This is a genomic window from Idiomarina seosinensis (assembly GCF_044797955.1).
Lineage (GTDB): Bacteria > Pseudomonadota > Gammaproteobacteria > Enterobacterales > Alteromonadaceae > Idiomarina > Idiomarina seosinensis_A.
In genome coordinates this window covers 348,455-368,913 of record NZ_CP085211.1, presented here as the reverse complement: position 1 = coordinate 368,913, position 20,459 = coordinate 348,455, and the positions used below count along the sequence as shown (strand labels likewise).

The 20,459-nt window shown below is 50.4% G+C and carries 25 protein-coding genes and 1 other RNA gene; 8 read left to right on the top strand and 18 right to left on the bottom strand.

The genetic code is table 11. The features are described 5' to 3' along the window. Positions 1–92: 92 nt before the first annotated feature. Both rnpB and rsmI read right to left on the bottom strand, forming a co-directional pair. An RNA gene (gene rnpB / locus LG288_RS01775) (RNase P RNA component class A) lies at positions 93–445 on the bottom strand. Positions 446–483: 38 nt separating this feature from the next. Further along, positions 484–1,359 (bottom strand): 16S rRNA (cytidine(1402)-2'-O)-methyltransferase, encoded by an 876-nt coding sequence (rsmI, locus tag LG288_RS01770; RefSeq protein WP_404403121.1) that lies wholly within the window; start codon positions 1,357–1,359, stop codon positions 484–486. 87 nt (positions 1,360–1,446) lie between these two features. Here rsmI and LG288_RS01765 point away from each other — a divergent pair, with 87 nt between their 5' ends. Genes LG288_RS01765 through dolP form a run of 4 tightly spaced genes read left to right on the top strand, consistent with a single transcriptional unit; the run spans position 1,447 to position 4,766 of the window. After that, positions 1,447–3,273, top strand: coding sequence for a penicillin-binding protein activator (locus LG288_RS01765; RefSeq protein ID WP_404401429.1), 1,827 nt, complete (start codon positions 1,447–1,449; stop codon positions 3,271–3,273). 5 nt (positions 3,274–3,278) lie between these two features. Next, positions 3,279–3,629, top strand: a complete 351-nt coding sequence (locus tag LG288_RS01760) for a YraN family protein (RefSeq protein ID WP_404401427.1) — start codon at positions 3,279–3,281, stop codon at positions 3,627–3,629. Between the two features lie 2 nt (positions 3,630–3,631). Next, on the top strand, positions 3,632–4,180 hold the full coding sequence (locus tag LG288_RS01755; RefSeq protein WP_404401425.1) for an SIS domain-containing protein: 549 nt from the start codon (positions 3,632–3,634) through the stop codon (positions 4,178–4,180). A gap of 1 nt (position 4,181) precedes the next feature. Further along, positions 4,182–4,766: a division/outer membrane stress-associated lipid-binding lipoprotein gene (gene dolP / locus LG288_RS01750; RefSeq protein ID WP_404401423.1), complete on the top strand. Its 585-nt coding sequence runs from the start codon at positions 4,182–4,184 to the stop codon at positions 4,764–4,766. Positions 4,767–4,781: 15 nt separating this feature from the next. Here dolP and LG288_RS01745 read toward each other — a convergent pair whose 3' ends face one another. The 8 genes from LG288_RS01745 to zapE form a co-directional block, all read right to left on the bottom strand. Next, entirely contained in the window at positions 4,782–5,204 is a 423-nt protein-coding gene (locus LG288_RS01745) for a ClpXP protease specificity-enhancing factor (protein WP_404401421.1), read from the bottom strand. A gap of 18 nt (positions 5,205–5,222) precedes the next feature. Then, positions 5,223–5,843, bottom strand: a complete 621-nt coding sequence (gene sspA, locus LG288_RS01740) for a stringent starvation protein SspA (protein ID WP_404401419.1) — start codon at positions 5,841–5,843, stop codon at positions 5,223–5,225. 75 nt (positions 5,844–5,918) lie between these two features. Further along, positions 5,919–6,653 carry a cytochrome c1 gene (locus LG288_RS01735; RefSeq protein ID WP_404401417.1) on the bottom strand — a complete coding sequence of 245 codons (735 nt, stop codon included), beginning with the start codon at positions 6,651–6,653 and terminating at the stop codon, positions 5,919–5,921. Then, positions 6,653–7,918 carry a cytochrome bc complex cytochrome b subunit gene (locus LG288_RS01730; RefSeq protein ID WP_404401415.1) on the bottom strand — a complete coding sequence of 422 codons (1,266 nt, stop codon included), beginning with the start codon at positions 7,916–7,918 and terminating at the stop codon, positions 6,653–6,655. The genes LG288_RS01735 and LG288_RS01730 overlap by 1 nt, the downstream gene beginning before the upstream one ends. Beyond that, positions 7,918–8,508 carry a ubiquinol-cytochrome c reductase iron-sulfur subunit gene (petA, locus tag LG288_RS01725; RefSeq protein ID WP_404401413.1) on the bottom strand — a complete coding sequence of 197 codons (591 nt, stop codon included), beginning with the start codon at positions 8,506–8,508 and terminating at the stop codon, positions 7,918–7,920. Before petA ends, LG288_RS01730 begins: the two co-directional genes overlap by 1 nt. Positions 8,509–8,772: 264 nt before the next feature. After that, a complete protein-coding gene (rpsI, locus tag LG288_RS01720) occupies positions 8,773–9,165 on the bottom strand; it encodes a 30S ribosomal protein S9 (RefSeq protein ID WP_404401411.1) in 393 nt (130 codons plus the stop codon). 15 nt (positions 9,166–9,180) lie between these two features. Continuing rightward, a complete protein-coding gene (gene rplM / locus LG288_RS01715; protein WP_404401409.1) occupies positions 9,181–9,609 on the bottom strand; it encodes a 50S ribosomal protein L13 in 429 nt (142 codons plus the stop codon). A 204-nt stretch (positions 9,610–9,813) separates the two neighbouring features. Beyond that, the gene (zapE, locus tag LG288_RS01710; RefSeq protein WP_404401407.1) at positions 9,814–10,923 is read right to left on the bottom strand and encodes a cell division protein ZapE; all 1,110 of its coding nucleotides are present in this window, start codon (positions 10,921–10,923) and stop codon (positions 9,814–9,816) included. Positions 10,924–11,031: 108 nt separating this feature from the next. On the opposite strand from zapE, the gene LG288_RS01705 reads away from it, so the two are divergent. The 3 genes from LG288_RS01705 to LG288_RS01695 all read left to right on the top strand — a co-directional run bounded on the left by LG288_RS01705 (position 11,032) and on the right by LG288_RS01695 (position 14,091). Continuing rightward, positions 11,032–11,484: a YhcB family protein gene (locus LG288_RS01705; RefSeq protein ID WP_404401405.1), complete on the top strand. Its 453-nt coding sequence runs from the start codon at positions 11,032–11,034 to the stop codon at positions 11,482–11,484. 94 nt (positions 11,485–11,578) lie between these two features. Continuing rightward, entirely contained in the window at positions 11,579–12,940 is a 1,362-nt protein-coding gene (locus LG288_RS01700; RefSeq protein WP_404401403.1) for a DegQ family serine endoprotease, read from the top strand. Between the two features lie 92 nt (positions 12,941–13,032). Next, positions 13,033–14,091 carry a trypsin-like peptidase domain-containing protein gene (locus tag LG288_RS01695; RefSeq protein ID WP_404401401.1) on the top strand — a complete coding sequence of 353 codons (1,059 nt, stop codon included), beginning with the start codon at positions 13,033–13,035 and terminating at the stop codon, positions 14,089–14,091. Here the strand turns inward: LG288_RS01695 and murA are convergent. From murA to LG288_RS01655, 8 genes are all read right to left on the bottom strand, one after another. Continuing rightward, positions 14,088–15,347 (bottom strand): UDP-N-acetylglucosamine 1-carboxyvinyltransferase, encoded by a 1,260-nt coding sequence (murA, locus tag LG288_RS01690; protein WP_404401399.1) that lies wholly within the window; start codon positions 15,345–15,347, stop codon positions 14,088–14,090. The genes LG288_RS01695 and murA overlap by 4 nt on opposite strands. Before the next feature lie 13 nt (positions 15,348–15,360). Continuing rightward, complete coding sequence (locus tag LG288_RS01685; RefSeq protein ID WP_404401397.1) at positions 15,361–15,618, bottom strand: BolA family protein; 258 nt, start codon at positions 15,616–15,618, stop codon at positions 15,361–15,363. Between the two features lie 36 nt (positions 15,619–15,654). After that, positions 15,655–15,951 carry a lipid asymmetry maintenance protein MlaB gene (locus LG288_RS01680; protein ID WP_404401395.1) on the bottom strand — a complete coding sequence of 99 codons (297 nt, stop codon included), beginning with the start codon at positions 15,949–15,951 and terminating at the stop codon, positions 15,655–15,657. A 5-nt stretch (positions 15,952–15,956) separates the two neighbouring features. Beyond that, positions 15,957–16,625, bottom strand: coding sequence for a phospholipid-binding protein MlaC (locus tag LG288_RS01675; RefSeq protein ID WP_404401393.1), 669 nt, complete (start codon positions 16,623–16,625; stop codon positions 15,957–15,959). A gap of 15 nt (positions 16,626–16,640) precedes the next feature. Further along, positions 16,641–17,108, bottom strand: a complete 468-nt coding sequence (gene mlaD / locus LG288_RS01670; RefSeq protein WP_404401391.1) for an outer membrane lipid asymmetry maintenance protein MlaD — start codon at positions 17,106–17,108, stop codon at positions 16,641–16,643. A gap of 5 nt (positions 17,109–17,113) precedes the next feature. Next, entirely contained in the window at positions 17,114–17,890 is a 777-nt protein-coding gene (mlaE, locus tag LG288_RS01665) for a lipid asymmetry maintenance ABC transporter permease subunit MlaE (RefSeq protein WP_404401389.1), read from the bottom strand. After that, positions 17,890–18,690, bottom strand: coding sequence for an ATP-binding cassette domain-containing protein (locus LG288_RS01660; protein ID WP_404401387.1), 801 nt, complete (start codon positions 18,688–18,690; stop codon positions 17,890–17,892). The genes mlaE and LG288_RS01660 overlap by 1 nt, the downstream gene beginning before the upstream one ends. Before the next feature lie 90 nt (positions 18,691–18,780). Then, the gene (locus LG288_RS01655; protein ID WP_404401386.1) at positions 18,781–19,326 is read right to left on the bottom strand and encodes a TetR/AcrR family transcriptional regulator; all 546 of its coding nucleotides are present in this window, start codon (positions 19,324–19,326) and stop codon (positions 18,781–18,783) included. Between the two features lie 153 nt (positions 19,327–19,479). On the opposite strand from LG288_RS01655, the gene LG288_RS01650 reads away from it, so the two are divergent. Further along, the gene (locus LG288_RS01650; RefSeq protein WP_404401384.1) at positions 19,480–20,457 is read left to right on the top strand and encodes a KpsF/GutQ family sugar-phosphate isomerase; all 978 of its coding nucleotides are present in this window, start codon (positions 19,480–19,482) and stop codon (positions 20,455–20,457) included. The last annotated feature ends 2 nt before the right edge of the window (positions 20,458–20,459 follow it).

The window sequence follows — 20,459 nt, the reverse complement described above, 5'->3', positions numbered from 1 at the left end:
CAACTTATGGAAGCCGCCGGCTGCGACTACGGTCAGGGTTTTTATGTCAGCGGTTCATTACCCGCTGACGCCCTGATTCACTTTATAAAAGAGTGGGAAACCCGCCGATAAGCCGGGTTCTGTCGTGGACAATCATTCATCTAGCGACCAGGTCACCCTGGCCTTCAAGCAGTCTACCCGGGTTCAACGCGGGCCGCGCCATAGAACCCCTATTTGACCTTGCTCCGGGTGGAGTTTACCCTGCCACCAACTGTTGCCAGCGGTGCGGTGCGCTCTTACCGCACCCTTTCACCCTTACCTGTACCGCAAGCGGCCATCGGCGGTTTACTCTCTGCTGCACTGGTCGTCGGCTTGCGCCGCCCAGGCGTTACCTGGCACCCTGCCCTGTGGAGCCCGGACTTTCCTCCCCTGATACATTATCAGCGGCGATTGTCTGGCAGGCTTCCCACGGCAGATAATACGGGTAGCCGCGAAATTTCACAATCATTTATTCAAGTTTTCCAGAGCCCATTGATAAAGGGCATTTTTTCGTTCATCGTAAAGCCCCGCACAAATCGCCGCTGCTTTTTTTAACGGTAGTTCCTGACACAACAAAGTCATCGCCTTTTGCGCTTCGGGCAGGATATCGGCTGCTACTTTTTCTTTACGCTGGCCGGCTACGATGATCACCATTTCGCCCCGCTGTTGGTTTCGATCGGCAGTTAACTTTTCCAGCAACTGGGCCGCTGTTCCCGACAAGTAGGTCTCGAATTGCTTGGTCAGCTCGCGAGCCAGTACAATCTCACGTTCACTGTCCAGATGCGTGCTTAAATCCGCTAAGGTGTGAAGTATCCGGTGCGGCGATTCGTAAAACACCATGGTACGCGTTTCTGTTGCCAGTTCACTCAGCTGTTTACGGCGCTGCTGTGGCTTGGCCGGCAAAAACCCTTCGAACGTAAAGCGGTCAGTGGCCAGTCCGGCAGCACTAAGCGCAGTTGTAATCGCGCACGGCCCCGGCAAGGCAACCACCGGCAGCTGTGCCTGTCGACACTGCCGCACCAACGTATAGCCCGGGTCACTGATTAACGGGGTACCGGCATCACTGATTAATGCTAATGACTTGCCTTGTTGCAACTGCTCGATTAAGACCGCTGTTTTTTGGCTTTCGTTATGTTCATGCAAAGTTATCAGCGGCGTTTTTATTCCCAGGTGCTGCATCAACGGACCACTATGACGCGTATCCTCAGCAGCAATGGCATCAACCTGCGCTAACACCTCAATTGCGCGCTCAGTGATATCGCCCAAATTGCCGATAGGGGTCGGAACAATAAACAATGTTCCTTTTTTTTTCGCTTCTTTTACTTCATTGCCTGCAGACATAATGGTCCATGTTTGTTTCACTCTGGGATACCGGTATAGTATCATCCACGCTGTAACTATACGTGAATTTTGACAGGATACTGATTTGTGAAAAGCCGTTCGATGAATACGCTTAAGGGCTTGGCCGTTGCACTGTTCAGTGTCCTGGCCTTGACGCAATGCAGCTCTGTCGAGCAAAAGTCAACAGCCCGGCAAACCGAACCGGACACCACCAGCCAGCCTCAGCCGGAGAAAGATGCGGAACGTCCGGCGTCGGACTGGTTGCAGCAAGCCGCCGACGCATCCACGCCGGAACAACAATACTCGCTACTGATTAAAGCAGCCCTGGCATTTCAGCGTCAACAGCAATGGCAACAAAGTGCTGCCGTATTGTCGCAACTTCAGGCTCAGTCAGTACCCGCCGATGACTATCCACTGTTGGCATTGGTCAACGGACAGTGGCTTGCTCATAACCAGCAGTGGCCAGCGGTGATAAGCACCCTGCAGCCGATCACTTCGCGTTTCACTGAACGAGAACATCGGTTACTGGCGCTACAGTTATTGGCAAAGTCTCATGCCCGCTTAAAGCAATTTTGGCAGGCCGGTTTAGCGGAAATTGAGGCAACGCCTTTTAGCCGGCAACATTCGGACCGGCAGCGACAAAGAATTTGGCGTTACCTGCAATATGTGGCACCTGAACAACTGCCCCGGGAACGCCCGGCCAGCGAAAAAGTAGCGGGCTGGTGGCGGCTGCTGGAGATGCTTCACAATGAAAAGTTAACGCCGGCGCAGCTGCGTCGTCAATTACAGCAGTGGCAGAGCAGCTACCCCGACCACCTGGGCAATACGTTAGTAAGTGAGTGGGCCGGGCAAGATTGGCAGGCGCCACGTTTAATTGCAGCTTTATTACCCTTAAGTGGCCGTTATCAGGCTCAGGGCTACGCGGTTCGCGACGGCTTGCTGGCCGCCTCGGCTCAGCTGGGCTTCAGCATTCAGTTTATTGACACTAACGCTGTTCCGCTGGAACAACAACAACGGCAGATCCTCGAGAACGGCGCAACGCACATTGTTGGGCCATTGCTAAAGGAACAGGTTGAAGCCTGGCTACAAAAACCTCTGTTGGGACCCTATCAGCTGCTGCTGAACGAGGTTCCGCTGCTAAGCCCGACCATTCAGACTGGACGCCAGGTACAATTTGCTTTGTCCGGCGAGGATGAAGTGAAACAAACGGCCCGGCGACTTGCCCGGGACGCCGAATACCCGCCCATCATCTTTGCTCAGCAAAACGCAGCGGGTGAGAATCTGGTTAGCAATTTTAACGCTGTCTGGCAACAACTGCGTAGCGATGAGCCCGAGCTGGGCTGGTACTCCGCCCGCGAAGATATGCAAGTTGCTGTCGAACAACGGCTGGGTATATCAGCCAGCAAACAGCGCATCCGAGAAGTGAAAATTGCTGCCGGCAAAATTATTATCGATGAGCAGGAACGCAGCCGGAGCGATATTGATACTGCTTATTTACCCGGTGATCTGCAAAAAGTGCGGCTGTTAAAACCTTTCGTTGATGTCAACCTGTCCCCCGCAGCACCCGAGTTAACGGTGTTTGCTAATTCTGGCGTGCACCAACGCAGCAATCGTAATGGTGACGCTGACTTAGAAGGCGTGGTATTTTCTGAAGCACCGGCGCTTATTGGCGAGCCGGATAATGAACTTAACGCCTGGTTACAGGTACGCAGTAATGCCTCACTATCCGACGGGCGCTTATTTGCTATGGGTTATGACAGTGCTTTTCTGCTACCTCAGCTGCCAGTGCTTAATATTCTGCCGGGCGCCCACTGGGTAGGCTATAACGGACAACTTTCAGTGACTTTTTATCGCATACAACGGCAGCTAGACTGGGCTATATTTGACGTTAATCAAGTGCAACCCGTTGACTAGTCACTATGTCGAGAAAAGCTAAAGGTAACCGGGCTGAGCAAATAGCGGTAGATTATTTGCAGCAACAGGGCGCCCGGATTAAGGAAAAAAATTTTCGGATTGACGGTGGTGAAATTGATATCATTGCCAAACTTCAGCAAATATGGCTTTTTGTCGAGGTTAAATACCGTGCCGACCAACAGTTTGCTGCGGTGCTGGAGCAAATCACTGCCGCCCAGTGCCAACGTATTCGCTTTACTGCGCAGTGTTATTTTTTATTTAACGGAATTGATCAGCACACAACGTCAATGCGTTTTGACGTTATCGCCATCACCGGCAACCCACCGACTATTTACTGGCTTAAGGATGCGTTTTAATCATGCCAAATGAACAGTTAAAAACGATCTTTACAGAAAGCATACAAACGCAAATATCCGCTGTTGAAGGCTTGTCTGACACCATCGACCATGCCGTCAATCTGGTCGTCGCCAGCTTGCTTAACGGCCAACGGGTTTTTTCTTTGGGCAACCAGTCAACTGTCTGGTTAAGCCACCATTTTGCTGAAATTATGAACCTTGGCATGTCGCTGGAGCGGCCGGCTTTTCCGGTCATTCCTCTGGCCCGTTACAGTCAGCAGCAAGTGTCCTCGCTGGGTCAAAGCAACGATGTGTTAATTGTGTTCGCAGCCGCGCAGGGCGAGGATGAAGAGTTAATCGCCTCGATAGAGGCGGCATTAAGCCGGGAAATGATTTTAATTGCCATAACAGGTCAAAATAACCCGCTGGTTTCGGGGCTGCTGGGAGCCGATGATATCGAAATTCAGATTCCGTCCCCCACTACTGCCCGGGTACTGGAACACCAACTTTTAGTCAGTCATTGTTTGTGTGAGCTGACTGAGCAAATTATTTTTCCGCAAGGGCCTGAATAACATGAATACTATTGCCGCTAAAGCCAGCCGTTTTGCCGTAATTTTAACTAGTCTGGCCATGCTCAATGGCTGCGCCGTGGTTGCCACCGGAGCTGCAGCTGTCGGTATTAAGTCAATTGCCGACCCACGGACCATTGGCAGCCAAATTGACGATCAAACCATCGAAATGAAAGCCAATGCAAAGCTTGGTAACGACGATAAGCTAAAGGACTTCCGATTGCGCACGGTTAGTTATGACCAAAAAGTGCTATTAATCGGTCAGGTGCCTGATGAGCAACTTCGCCAAAGAGCAAAAGAAGTTATCGATGACACTAATGGCGTAGTTAAAATCTTTAATCAAATCAGGCTGACTTCGCAGGCCGGTTTATCAGTCCAGGCCGCGGACAGCTGGATCACCAGCCAGGTAAAACTCAAACTGGCGGCTGACGACGACGTTCGTGCCAGCCATATCAAAGTGGTTACCGAAAATGGCGAGGTGTTTTTGCTTGGTTTGGTCGGCTCCGAACAAGCCGACAAAGCCGTTGAGATTGCCCGCAACGTCAAAGGAGTGGAGCGAGTTATTAAAGCCTTCTCGGCGCCGGACTAAGGTCCGGCCAGGCCGCTATTTAATCACTTTTAAGTTGGGTCGCTTGCTGGGTTTGCTGGTGGACTCGTCCGTCTCTGCAGACTGCGGTTCCTGTTCGGGCATCTTATCAAGCTGAGGTTCTGCCTCAAACATTGCGCCGGCGCCGTTCTCCCGGGCGAATAACGCTAACGCCGCCGTCATCGGCACAATAACTTCCATCGGCTGTCCGCCGAAGCGCGCGTTAAAACGTATTTCATGATCCAACAGCTGCAAGCCCACAACCGCAGATGGCGAGATGTTCAGGGTTATTTGGCCATCTTTAATAAACTGCTGTGGCACCTGAGTACCGACAATGGTGGCATCAACCACCAGGTGAGGCGTTAACTGGTTGTCTACAATCCAGTCATAAAGGGCGCGCAATAAATATGGGCGCTTAGGTGTCATGTCCGTTAATTTCATGCCAAGATCTCCCGGCGGTTAGCGTGCAAGCTCTTTTTCGGCTTCGGTCAGCGAATCCTGAAAGGTTTTACGCTCAAAGACACGAATCATATAAGCTTTCACATCTTTTGCGCCCTGACCTTCCAGCTGTATGTCGTACGCTGGCAGCCGCCAGAGTAAAGGCGCAAGATAGCAATCAACCAGGCTGAATTCTTCGCTCATAAAGTACGGTGTGTCAGCGAAAATCGGGGCTAACGATAAAATGCCCTCTTTAAGTTCCTGCCGCGCTGATTTATCGCCGGACTCAATTTGCTCAGCCAGACGATACCAGTCGCGTTCGATACGATGCATCATCAGGCGGCTGGTGCCACGCGCTACAGGGTAAACCGGCATCAGCGGAGGGTGTGGGAAACGCTCATCCAGATATTCCATAATAATATGGGCATTATAGAGTACCAGTTCGCGGTCGACCAACGTCGGTGTCGCATCAGGATACGGATTCAGCTGAATAAGATCTTCCGGACGATCATCGCCCTCAACAAAGCTTATTTCGACGCTTACTCCCTTTTCCGCTAATACTAAGCGCACCTGATGACTTTTTAGGTCTTGTCGACCAGAGTACAACGTCATCACTGAACGTTTATTTGCTGCAACCGCCATTTAATTCTCCAGATTATATCAACGTCAAAAGGGTGGCAAGCCACCCTTACTGACTAAGCTTGTATCCTCGGCTGATTATTTGAGATCCCGGAAGAACTCTTTTTTCAGCAACCAAGCTAAAATAGTGAAAACCAATAAAAACCCGAACGCAAACCAACCCATGCGTCGTTGTTCAAGTGCCATCGGCTCACCCATATAGACTAAAAATGCGGTCAAATCGAGCATTGCCTGATCATATTCATCTTCAGTCATACGACCGCTTCCATCGGTCTCAATTCCTACATAAACTTCTTTCATTTCACCGTCGATGCGGCGCTCTTCGTACGCCTGCATTGGAGTGCCTTGCAGTTCTTCCAGAACATGCGGCATGCCGACATTCGGGAATACTGCATTGTTGACACCCCAGGGCCGGCTGTCATCTTTATAAAATGACCGCAGATACGTATAAATCCAGTCAGGGCCACGAACCCTGGCGACATTAGTTAAATCCGGAATACCGGTACCAAACCACTGTCCTGCGGCCTCTGCTTCCATATTATTGGTGATTAAATCGCCTGGTTTGTCGCCGGTAAACTGCAAGTATTCCTGGCCAATATCTTCAGGAATCTCTAGGTCGTTAAACATCCGGTTATAACGCGCATATTCAAGCGAATGACAACCACTGCAGTAGTTCATATACATCTGCGCGCCGCGCTGTAATGAGGCTTTGTCATGCAGGTCGACCTTTGCTTCATCCAGCGGTACAGCCGGATCCGCCGCAAATGCCAGCGACGGAATCAAGGTGATAAGAGCGATTAACAGTTTTTTCATTATGATGTCACCCTTTCTGGTACCGGTTTCGTTTTCTCGCGCCGACTGTAGAAGAACAGGAACACGAAGAACGCGAAATACAGGAATGTAAAGATCTGTGCAAACAAGGTCGCTACTGGCGTCGCAGGCTGGGTACCCAAGTAACCCAGAACGATAAAGCTGATAACAAAGTTAACCAAGTTCAGTTTGTGCAATACTGAACGGTAGCGGATTGAGCGCACTTTTCCACGATCTATCCATGGTAACAATGCCAGCAACACAATAGCAGCGAACATCAGAATAACGCCCGTTAGCTTATCCGGTACCGCACGCAAGATGGCGTAAAACGGTGTGAAATACCATACCGGAGCGATGTGCTCAGGGGTCTTCAACGGGTTCGCCGGTTCAAAGTTTGGTGGCTCCAGGAAGAACCCACCCATTTCCGGGTTAAAGAAAATAACGTAACAGAACAGGAATAAGAAAATACCAATACCGAACAGGTCCTTAACAATGAAGTAAGGATAGAACGGCACCGCATCAACGATGTCGTATTTCTTAGTAAAGCGCTCATGGAATTTAAACTTCGGTTTTTCTTCTTCCGGCACTGAGCCCTTCGGCTTTTTAATCGGCACGCCATCGGGGTTATTTGAACCCACTTCGTGCAGAGCAATAATGTGTAAAAACACCAGAATGACCAGCACCAGAGGCAATGCAATAACGTGTAAGGCAAAGAAACGGTTTAGTGTTGCCCCGGAGATAACGTAATCACCACGAATCCACAGGGTCAAATCGTCGCCGATAACCGGAATGGCACCGAACAATGAAATAATAACCTGCGCTCCCCAGTACGACATTTGCCCCCATGGCAGTAAGTAGCCCATAAAGGCTTCAGCCATCAGCACCAGGAAGATGAACATACCAAACAGCCACAACAATTCGCGTGGTTTTTGGTAAGAGCCGTACATCATTCCGCGGAACATGTGCAGATAGACCACCACGAAGAATGCCGAGGCCCCGGTGGAGTGCATATAGCGCAACAACCAACCGTATTCTACGTCCCGCATAATGTACTCGACTGAAGCAAAGGCACCCTCAGCACTGGGTACGTAGTTCATGGTTAACCAAATACCGGTCAGGATTTGGTTAACCAGCACCAGAGTGGCGAGCACGCCAAACAGGTACCACATGTTTAAGTTTTTCGGAGCAGGGTATTGAGCAAGGTGGATGTTCCACGTCTTGGTCATGGGGATGCGTTCATCCATCCACTGAACAAATTTATTAGACATTATGCTTGCCCCTCCTCTTCGCCGACCAGCACGGTGTTATCATTCACATAGTAATGTGGAGGAACCACCAGGTTGAGCGGTGCCGGAACACCCTGGAATACGCGGCCTGCGATGTCGAATTTTGACCCGTGACAGGGGCAGAAAAAGCCTGATTCGATGCCTTCGGCATGGTCGCCCATTCCGGCTTCGTAATAGGTTGGCGAGCAGCCCAGGTGAGTACAGATACCCACGGCAACCAATACTTCCTCTTTAATGGAACGGTGCTGGTTTTGTGCGTAAGGAGGCTGCTGCGGTTCTTCTGAATTCGGATCGCGAAGCTTGCCTTCAATAGTCTCCAACTCTTCCAGCATGGCTGGAGTGCGGCGTACTATCCAGACCGGTTTACCGCGCCATTTGACACGAATCAACTGACCTGGTTCGGCTTTCGCTATATTAACTTCGACCGGTGCTCCGGCATTTTTTGCTTTCGCGCTCGGGTTCCATGAGGCTATGAAAGGAACGGCGACAGCCACCGCTCCTGCACCACCAACAACACCGGTCGCGACCGTCAAAAAACGACGGCGGCCTTTATCTACAGGCGCATTGCTCATCCAATTATTCTCCAGTTAGGACGCTCCGCGAAAATCTGCCGCGAAGTCGGGAATTAGCTGCTGCGTTATCCGCCATACGGATTACAAAAAAATACCTATGAATGATAAAGAAAAGCCACAAAATTTACAAGACAAAAGGCTCGTGATTTGCGCGTCGGGAGCAAATTGGCGTCGCTGTTGCTGCTCGCGTCAGAACCCGGGCTATAGGTATAAAAAAACCCGGCCGAAGCCGGGTTTTGCAACACAGTTGGTTGAAGAATCGAATTAACGCTTCGAGAACTGTGGACGTTTGCGCGCTTTGTGCAAACCAATTTTCTTACGCTCAACCTGACGAGCATCACGGGTAACATAACCTTCTTTACGAAGGGGACCACGGAAGGCTTCGTCGTATTGCATAAGCGCACGAGTAATACCGTGGCGAATTGCACCTGCCTGACCGGTAGTACCGCCACCGCTTACGGTGATGAAAAGGTCAAACTTTTCTGTCATCTCAACCGCTTCAAGTGGTTGGCGAACAACCATTTGTGCAGTTTTACGACCGAAATAACCGTCCAGTGTGCGGTTATTGATTTGGATGTTGCCGCTACCCGGACGCAAGAAGACGCGAGCCGTTGAGTTTTTGCGGCGACCAGTACCGTAGTATTGATTATCTGCCATAATAGTCTTGCTCCGTTAGATATCCAGTTGTTTCGGCTGTTGAGCAACATGACTGTGCTCAGCGCCTGCGTACACTTTCAGTTTACGGAACATGGCACGGCCTAGTGGACCACGAGGCAACATACCTTTTACCGCTTTCTGAATTACCATTTCAGGCTTCTTAGCAATCAACTTTTCAAAGCTGATTGATTTGATACCACCCGGAAATCCAGTGTGCGAGTAGTACATTTTATCCTGAGCTTTGTTACCGGTTACGGCAACTTTTTCAGCGTTAATAACGACAATGTAATCGCCGGTATCGACATGCGGAGTAAACTCAGGCTTATGCTTGCCGCGCAGGCGACGAGCAATCTCAGTAGCTAAACGACCTAAAGTTTTACCTTCTGCGTCCACTACATACCAGTCGCGTTTTACCGTTTCTGGTTTTGCTACAAATGTTTTCATGTTTAAAAACCTAAATCAAAAAGTTCACGGACAGTAATTCCGGGCTTCCCCGCGAATCACAACAATAAAAAATGATAGTTATCATTAGTTTATCTGCTGCGACCGTCAGACAAATTCGCTTTATCTGACGGACTGTAACGTGGGCTGCGCGGATTATAGGAAAATTGGCCGCAAAGATCACGTCTTTTTTGCATAAAGTTTAGCTTAGGCTTTATGCTCGCTGGCTAAATATTGCTCGCTTTGCATCTCTTGCAGGCGACTGATGCAGCGCCTGAACTCAAAGCTTAACTGACCGCCACTGTAAAGCTGCTCAATGGGAACTGCCGCTGACAAGATTAACTTAACGCGGCGTTCATAAAACTCATCGACTAAGGCGATAAACCGGCGTGCGGTATCATCCATGTCACGCCCCATTTGCTCGACATTACTGATCAATACGGCGTGGTATAAACGGCTGATTTCCATGTAATCATTCTGCGACCGTGCGGTTTTACAAATCACCTTAAAGTCAAAAAATACAACGTCATCGCATTCCGCTCGCACATCGATTTGGCGACCGAGGATCTCGATGCTGCCGGCCGGGTAGCGGGATTTTTTTTCAGGAGCCAGCTGGGCAAAATAACGCCATAAATTGTCATCGGCGGCAGCATCCAGAGGCGAATGAAAAATCTCGGCTTTGGTAAGTGTTCTGAGACGGTAATCAACGCCGCTATCGACATTAACCACCCGGCAATGCTGTTTGATTAACTTAATCGCCGGTAAAAAACGCTGCCGTTGCAGGCCATTTTTATACAGGTCATCAGGTACAATGTTCGACGTCGCGACCAGCACGACATCATGGGCGAATAAATATTCAAATAACTTACCCAGCAGCATGGCATCGGTAATATCCTGGACAAAAAACTCGTCAAAACAAATAACCTTTGCCTCGGCAGCCATGCGCCCAGCAATAATTTGCAAAGGGTCGGACTGTTGCTTTAATGTTTTTAGCTGCTCGTGCACCCGATGCATAAACCGGTGAAAATGCACCCGCCACTTTTTCTGCAACGGCAAACTCTCGTAAAAAGTATCGACCAGATAGGTTTTACCGCGCCCGACTCCACCCCAGAAATATAAGCCTTTAGGCGCTGACGGCTTGCCTTTAAACCAGCGTTTCCAGAAGGGCTGTTGCAACTGCCGCTGCCACTGTAACAGCTCCTGATAGAGCCGCTCGAGCTGTTCTACGGCATAAGCCTGTGCCTCATCGTGGCTAAACCCCGGCTGTTCCAGATCCTGTTTATAGCGTTGTTTCGGGCTTAAGCCTTGGTTGGACACTACCACTTCACCTCAGATACGATTATCCTATGACAAAGACGTAGTTTACCATGTCGCATTTTTTCAGCAATCAAGAGCGTGACCCGAGTCACCTCACAGGAGTATAAAATGAGTTGGATTATCGGAGCATTACTTGTTCTTGTCGGTGCCATTATTGGCTTTTTCCTGGCCCGTTTCTGGTTAAGCTCTGGCTCATCAGGCGAGCTGGAAAATCAAGTGGAACAAAGTCAAAAACAGCTGGCGAACTATCAACGTGAAGTTGCCGAACATTTTGCTACCGCCAACGCGCTGGTTGAGCAGCTGACCGAAACCCAGGCCAAACTGCAGAGCTATCTGAACCAAAGCGCCGAACTGTTGCAGCAAAATGGCATACAAAATGATTTACCGTTCTTTTCTGAAGATACCATGCGGCAGTTACGAGTGGCTAACTCAGTCAATAAAGACTATCGTTCAGGTCAGAAGGACAATGACTCAGAGCAGGCTCCCAGAGATTACACTGACCAACGCAGCGGTCTTTTTGAACAAACGAAGCAAGAACAAAAAGAGCAAGAAAACAAATAAACATCTTGAAACATATTGCCAGTGAACTCATATCCTGTAGCAGTGGTCAGAGCACCCAGTCCGATTAATTTTTTCTGTCTGGAGACGTAACATTATGAAAAAACTGTTGGCTTTATCTACGGCAGCATTTTTAACGCTGTCAAGCGCCGCTACTCAGGCTCAGGTTAGTATTCCCTTTTTTGGTGACGACGAAAAAGAAGTACCCACGTTAGCGCCGATGCTTGAGGAGGTCACCCCGGCCGTTGTCAACATATCCGTTAAAGGCAAACGAGAAGTCCGGCAACGGATGCCGGATGCACTACGGTTCTTCTTTGGACCAAATGCACCGCGTGAGCAAGTCCGCGAACGGCCTTTTCAGGGGCTGGGCTCGGGCGTTATTATTGATGCAGATAAAGGCTACGTAGTCACCAACAATCATGTCATTGACGATGCTACCGAGATTCTGGTGACTCTGAAAGACGGCCGCGAATTTGATGCCGAAGTCATCGGTACCGACGCGCGCTCAGATATTGCCTTAATTAAGGTAAAAGATGGCGAGCAACTGACTGACATTGAGTTGGGCAAATCCTCTGACCTGCGGGTTGGTGACTTTGTTGTTGCCATTGGCAACCCGTTTGGATTAGGCCAGACAGTCACTTCAGGTATTGTCAGTGCGCTGGGTCGCAGCGGCTTAGGTATTGAAGAACTGGAGAACTTTATCCAGACTGATGCCGCCATCAACTCAGGTAATTCCGGTGGCGCACTGGTAACACTGGACGGCAAACTGGTGGGTATTAATACCGCTATTTTGGGCCCCAACGGCGGTAATATTGGTATTGGTTTCGCTATTCCCTCCGATATGATGAACAACCTGGTACTGCAACTTAAAGAGTTTGGCGAAGTGCGCCGCGGTGTTTTAGGTATTCGCGGCCACGACCTGACTCATGACATCTCTAAGGCGCTTGATATCGAGGCCAGCTCAGGAGCCTTTGTAGCAGAAGCTATCCCCGGTGGTTCGGCAGATGAAGCGGGAATAAAGTCCGGCGATGTGATTCTGTCAGTTAATGGCTCCAGTATTGCTTCATTCTCGGAGTTACGTGCGCTGGTCAGTAGCATGGGTCAGGGCAATACGGTATCGCTGGGCATTGTTCGCGATGGCGAGGAGCTGGAATTGGAAATGGTACTGGGCTCACAGGACGTTGAAGTCACCGCAGAGTCTATCCATCCGGCCTTACAAGGGGCAACACTGGCGGTGTCCAGTAACCCTGCCGGGATCGAAATTACGGAAATCAGCGATAACTCACCCGCTGCTCGTGCTGGTCTTGAACAAGGCGACGTTATTCGAGGCGTAAACCGCACTGCGGTAACATCTTTGGCTGACTTACGCTCAGTTATTGAAGATATTCCGGGCGTGGTCGCGTTAAACATTCAGCGCAATGGCAGTTCACTGTATCTGGTATTGCGTAACCCTGGGTAAATTCGCTGGCCAGTCAAAAACTTACAAAAAAGGTAGCGTCGGTGATAAGCTGACGTTACCTTATTTATTTGTCGTCAGCGGAATATTCTCACATGAGCTCACTTACAACCATCCTGCGCTTTCTATTCCAGTCTGTTGGTTTAGGCTTAGTTGTAGCCGCTGTAGTCATTTTACTCCTGCCCCGCTTTTCGCTTAACGGTAACACTGCACTGAACAGCGATGCATCCATCTTAAGCTTTAATACCGCCGTTAACCGCGCCGCTCCGGCGGTCGTCAATATTTACAGCATGAGTGAAATGGAAGGCTCTTATTATCAGCCCCGTAGCTCACGAGTGTGGCGGCTGGGCTCCGGTGTGATCATGAACAGTCGTGGCTACATTCTTACGGCAGAGCACGTGGTGGACAATGTTGACGAAGTGCTGGTGGCGTTGCAGGACGGCCGGCAGTATGCAGCGCAGCTTATTGGCAGCGACTATTACACTGATTTAGCGGTATTAAAAATCGAAGCCAACAACTTGCCGGTGATTCCAACGCCGGCGGATCAGCATGTTTCGGTTGGCGACATTGTACTGGCCATCGGCAACCCCTATAACATAGGGCAAACGATTACTCAGGGCATTGTCAGTGCCAGCGGCGGCCGTGTTAGCGTTAGCCGCAGTTCGTATACCGACTTAATTCAAATGGACGCGGTGATTAATCAGGGCGCATCCGGCGGCGCCCTCGTTAACACCGCCGGTCAGCTCATCGGCATTAATAATGCCCGTTACAATAATGCCTTTGGAGACGGTATCGAGGGTATTTATTTTGCTGTCCCCTACACTACTGCGCAAGATATTATGGAAACCCTTATCAGCGAAGGCAGAGTAGTCAGAGGGTGGATAGGTATCAGCGTCAACCCAAATTCTGCCGAACAGGCACTGCCTTCAGGTTTACAAGTCACCGGAGTAGACCGCGATAGCCCGGCGGCTAAAGCGGGGCTACAACCTAATGACATTATTACCCGGATTGGCGACAAACCGGTGAGTTCTGCCGCTGAAGGTATGCGCGAAGTGGTCAACAGCAAGCCGGGTTCGGCTTTGACCATAGAATTTTTACGGGGCAATCAGCAGCAGGAAGTGTCCGTTATCACCGAAGAGCCTCCCAGCCGTTAGGCCAGGACCCGCGTAATGTCAGCGCCCAGCTGCCTGAGCTTGTTCTCGATGGCTTCATAACCCCGATCAATATGATAGATGCGTTCGACTTCGGTCTGGCCGTCAGCAACCAGCCCGGCAATGACCAGTGAGGCCGACGCCCGCAAATCGGTACACATCACTTCGGCAGCGGTTAACTGCTCTACACCTTTAGTGATTGCAGTGTTGCCTTCCAGTTGTACCTGAGCCCCCATGCGGCGCAGCTCCGGGATGTGCATAAAGCGATTTTCGAAGATAGTTTCACGGATCCAGCCGCTGCCGTCAGCAATACAATTCAGGGTACAAAACTGCGCTTGCATGTCGGTGGGGAACGCCGGATGCGGCGCGGTAATAATGGTAACCGGCTGTGGCCGGCCTGAACCCCGGATACGGATCCAGTCGTCGCCTTTGTCAATCTGCGCCCCGGCTTCTGCCAGCTTAGTCAGCACCGCTTCCAGGCTGGCAGGATGGGTATTGAGGCAAGTAACGTCACCCCGGGTGAGCAGGCCGGCAACTAAGAAAGTTCCGGTTTCTATACGATCCGGCATTACCGAGTAATCACCGCCTTTAAGACGCTCTACGCCATGAACTTCGATAATATCGGTCCCGGCCCCCCTGACATCAGCACCCATGGTGTTCAAAAAGTTCGCCAGATCAATAATTTCGGGCTCGCGGGCGGCATTTTCGATGCGGGTGATACCGTTAGCCAGAGTCGCTGCGGTCATTAAGTTTTCTGTACCGGTCACACTGACCGTATCCATCAGGATCTTAGCACCCTGCAAACGGCCCTCTACTGATGCTTTGATATAGCCATTTTCGACGGTTATCTCTGCCCCCATGCGGCGCAAGCCTTCGATGTGCAGGTTAACCGGCCGTGCGCCGATGGCACAACCGCCCGGCAAGGAAACCTCGGCCTTACCGGTGCGCGCCAGCAACGGACCCAGCACCAGAATAGAGGCGCGCATGGTTTTTACCAAATCATAAGGGGCAATGGCGTTATTCAGCGAGCCCGGCGAAATAGTTACTTGCCCATTGTCCAGGCCACTGTGTTCAATGCCCAGTGTCTTCAATAGCTTCAGGCTTGTGCTGACATCCTGTAGGTGAGGTACGTTACGAAGGATAACCGGTTCGCTGGCTGCCACCGTGGCCAATAAAATCGGTAAGGCGGCGTTTTTTGCACCAGAAATTGTCACTTCGCCCTGCAGCCGCCGGCCACCGTTGATTAAAAATTTATCCATCGTCAGCAGCAACCTAAGGCATCATCAGTTTTTTATCACGCTGCCAGTCATCGGGCGTGTACGTTTTAATCGAAACAGCGTGAATCGATCCGTCCGCTATTAAAGGTTTCAGGGGGCTGTAAACCAGCTGCTGTCGCTTAACCCGGTTCAGCGGTGCAAACACGTCACCGACCGCAATAATATTAACGTTAGCGCCCTCTACCTTGGCATGCACCTCAGTAGCGCCGCTTTCTTTGCTAATTAACTGTTCTATTTGTTCTGCGTCCATCATAAATACCTTTTGTTAACGCGGGCAGATTTCAGGGCGCTAGCTTAACGAAAGCAGGCTCTCAACGCCACTGACAGCAGCGATTTGTTTTAACTGCTCATTATCGCCAACACAGTTCAGGCATTTTTCGTCCTGGCTCTTTATGATCTCTAACAAAAGCGCCACCCCGGCAGTATCAAAACTGCTAACATCCGATACCTGTACCTGTTTTACTTTTTTAGATAAAACCTCGCGTTGCCAGCGTGACCAGATGGTGGGCACGGTGACACGGGTTAGCTCACCCTGCAGATGCAGTTCACCCTGCTCATCCAGATTAAAATTAATCGATGCCGTCATAGTTTCTACCTTTGTGACTGACCCGGTACATCCACTTCGTCATCCAGTGAAATCGGCTCGTCAGCTTTATTGCGCAATAAGTCAATGGTTTTATCAATGCCCCGCGAGCGGATAACCGACGAAATTTCGCTCTGGTTGCTGGATAACAGGCTGACACCTTCCACCACCAAATCGTAAGCCTTCCAGGTTTCGCTATTGCTGTCATAACGAACGCGGAAATCTAACCGGATTGGCGGCCGCCCTTTTTCGATAACCCGGGTTTCAACCACTACAGCCCGATCACCTTCATCAATTTGTTTGGGGTTTAGAAATTCCACCTCGTGTTTACTTTCATCGTACTGAGTAAAGGCTCGTGCATAGGTAGCCACAATGTAATCGGTAAATGCCTTATAAAATTCCTGCCGCTGGTCACTGTCGGTACTTTTAAAATACCGCCCAAGAACTTTTTTCGAGGCGTAGATATTATCGACGTAAGGCATCAGCTCATCCCGGACGATAGTTTTCAGGTAGTCCGGATCTTCTTCAATCTTGTCGCGCTCGTCAGCAATGCGCTGAAACGTTTTTTCCGCAACCTGCTCGAGCAGCCGGTACGGGTTGTCGTTCTCTATTTCTGTTGCTGCGACTGAGACACTAACTAGCAACGAACTCAGCAGCGCCAATAACCAAACTCTCATAGTAACTCCTTGCAATTAATCATTACCCTGACTAAACAGGAACTGCCCAATCAGTTGCTCCAGTACCAACGCTGATTTTGTATCAGAGATCGTATCGCCGTCTTCCAGCATGCCAACCGTATCGTCAATAAAGCCCGGCTCCAGACCCAGGTACTGCTCACCCAGTAAACCGGAGGTCAGTACCGATAACGAGCTGGTTTCCGAAAATTCATCGTATTCACTGCTGATGCTCATTTCGACCTTTGGCTCATAATAGTCACCGGACAAAGAAATGTTGCTGACCCGGCCCACGATAACGCCACCCACTTTAACCGGCGAGCGGACTTTCAGGCTGCCAATGTTATCGAATTTAGCGTACAGCGTATAAGTTTCACCGCTGGTTACGGCACTGCCACTGGCTGCGCGCAGCGAAATAAATAATAAGGCCAGTACGCCAAGCACTACAAACAAGCCGACCCATAGTTGTGTTTTCCGTGATTCCATGCTGTTTACCCACCAAACATCAATGCTGTAAGAATAAAGTCTAACCCTAAGATAGCTAAAGAAGCTGTTACCACCGTTGAGGTCGTTGCCGAACTAATGCCGGCCGACGTTGGTGTTGCCCGATAGCCTTTGTACAGTGCGATCCAGGTCACCACAAAAGCGAAGACAATGGATTTGATAATGCCGTTAAGCAAATCGTCGTACCAGTCGACAGATGACTGCATTACAGACCAGAATGCGCCCTCATCAACTCCCAGCCAGCCGGAGCCGACAAGAAATCCGCCATAAATACCGACCGCTGAAAAAATGAGCGCCAGCAACGGCATACTGAAAAAACCAGCCCAAAACCGCGGGGCAATAACTCGCCGCAGTGGGTCCACTGCCATCATTTCCAGACTGGACAGCTGTTCGGTGGCTTTCATCAGACCAATTTCTGCGGTTAAAGCTGAACCCGCCCGGCCGGCAAACAATAAGCCAGTGACCACAGGCCCGAGTTCGCGCAGCAGCGACAGTGCCACCATCGGCCCCAGACTCTGCTCAGCACCGTAATCAACCAGAATGGTGTAGCCCTGAAGCCCCAAAACCATGCCAATAAACAGCCCGCTGACAATAATAATCAGCAGTGATAATACGCCGAGTACATAAACCTGGTGGATAAATAAAGGAAACGATTTGCGCGGACTGGGCTTACCAATAATCGCGCTCAGTAGCATAGCCAGGGCGTAACCAATACTGGCCAGCTGGTTCAGTGTTGTCTGCCCCAGTCGTCTTATCTGTTCCATCAGCTGTCGTCCCCCAACAAGTCGGCAGCGAAATCGTCATCCGAATAGTGGAATGCTACCGGTCCGTCGGCCTCGCCACGTAAAAACTGCTGCACAATAGCCGTATCATCTTCCAGTAACTGCTTGGGCTCGCCTTCAGCCACCACCCGTTTGTCGGCAATAATGTAGGCATAGTCGGCAATACTGAGAACCTCGTCGACATCGTGCGTAACAACGATCGAGGTCAGCCCCAATGAATCATTGAGCTGTTTAATTAACTTAACGATAACCCCCATCGAAATTGGATCCTGCCCGGCAAACGGCTCATCATACATAATCAAGTCCGGATCCAGCGCAATAGCCCTGGCCAGGGCAGCCCGTCGGCCCATGCCGCCGGATAATTCGGACGGCATTAAATCACGAGCAGCGCGCAGACCGACGGCTTCAAGCTTCATCAATACAATGCTGCGGATAATTTGTTCCGGCAGCCGAGTGTGCTCACGCAGCGGAAACGCGATGTTCTCGTACACGTTCATGTCAGTGAACAATGCACCGCTTTGAAATAACATGCTAATGCGTTTGCGCAGTTCATAAAGCTGTTTGCGACTAAGATCGGGCACTTCTTCGCCGGCAACCTTAATGCTGCCTGAAGAGGGTTTTAACTGCCCGCCGATAAGCTTTAGCAGCGTGGTTTTGCCAATACCACTGGGACCCATAACTGCCACCATCTTGCCTTTCGGTACAGTTAAGGATAACCCTTCATAAATTTGCCGGGTGCCATGGGCAAAATAGACATCCTTCAGTTCGACAAAATTGCTCACTGTGCTTCCTGTTTCACTCTTTGTCATTAATGGTACGCAGTTTAACGCTTTTATGCCTAATCACTAACTGTAAAAATGTTGCAAATCGTATCAGTTAATCGAATCAACCATTGTCATCAAACGCTGTGCAAATTCTTCGCGATCCGCCTGGCAATGCTGGCATAGCTGTAACTGCTCAAATAATCGTGCGCCGTGCACAGAAAAAAACAGTAATTCAGCCAACTGTGGCTGTGCGCTGTCGTTTTTTATCGTTTCAAACGTTTGCTGCACGTGTGCTTGCAACGGCTCCAGTAATTCCGGGTTATTGGCCGCGACTGCCAGCATACCGCTACTTAGCTGAGCACACTCGGCATTGCTGTTCAGCGACGCCAGCAAAATACTCTTCAATTCCCGGTGCGGATCATCGCTCAGCTGCTGACGGAATTCATCCCGCAACTGGTCAAATTGTTGCACCATGCGAGCCAGCATAGCCGCCAGCAGGCTGTCTTTATTGGCAAAGTGGTACAATAACCCGCCTTTGCTAATACCCGTCTCCTGGCACAGAGCATCAAAGGTTAAATGTGCTGCACCTTGCCGGGCCACTAATCGCTCAGCGGCGTCGATGATAAGATCACGATTACTCGGGCGACCTGCCATAACTATTTGCTATTCTCCAGCACTTAATAAACCGTCTAGTTGGTATAGTAATTAATACGCCATAAAAATGCAATACGGACTTGGGTTGCCGGTAGGCATAAGTGCCTTTAATGGCGTATCATTAGGGCAGCACAGTATGTTAGGAAGGTTAAAATGAAGCAGGTCACAACAGACTTCCGCGCCTTAGGCAACGAAGTACTGAGCATTGAACAACAGGCCATCGCGGGCTTGCATCAATACATTGATGAGTCGTTTAACCGCGCCTGTCAGGCGATGTTTGACTGTCAGGGCCGGGTTATCGTCATCGGCATGGGTAAATCCGGCCACATTGGCGGTAAAATCGCCGCCACCCTGGCATCCACCGGTACACCGGCATTTTTTGTTCACCCGGGCGAAGCCAGTCACGGCGATCTTGGGATGGTAACGGACAATGATGTGGTGATTGCTATCTCCAATAGCGGCGAGACAGTGGAACTACTGAATATTATCCCGGTGATCAAGCGCCTGGGTAATACGATGATCGCAATGACCGGTAACCCACAGTCAACTCTGGCCCGGCTGGCAGAAGTTCATGTTTGTATTAAAGTGGACCAGGAAGCCTGTCCGCTGGGTCTGGCACCAACGGCATCGACCACGGCTACGTTGGTGATGGGCGATGCATTGGCGGTGGCGCTGTTAAAAGCGCGTGGCTTTACTGCTGACGACTTTGCACTATCACACCCGGGCGGTTCGCTGGGTAAACGCCTGTTACTGCGGCTGCACGATATTATGCATACCGGTGAGCGGGTACCGGTTACCCCTATCGATGCGCTGATCAGTGAGGCACTGCTGGAGATGTCGCGCAAGGGTCTGGGGATGACCGCCATCGTTAATGACGACAGGCAGCTGGCCGGAATTTTTACTGACGGCGATCTGCGCCGGATTCTGGATCAGCGCATCGATGTACACAGCACGAGTATTAACACGGTTATGACGCAGTCCTGTATTACCGCTAACGCTGACATGCTGGCAGCAGAGGCTCTGAAATTAATGCAAGATCGCAAAATTAATGGCTTAATCGTTGTTGATGAAGCGGGTCATCCCTGCGGAGCGATGAACATGCATGACTTGTTACAGGCAGGAGTTGTGTAATG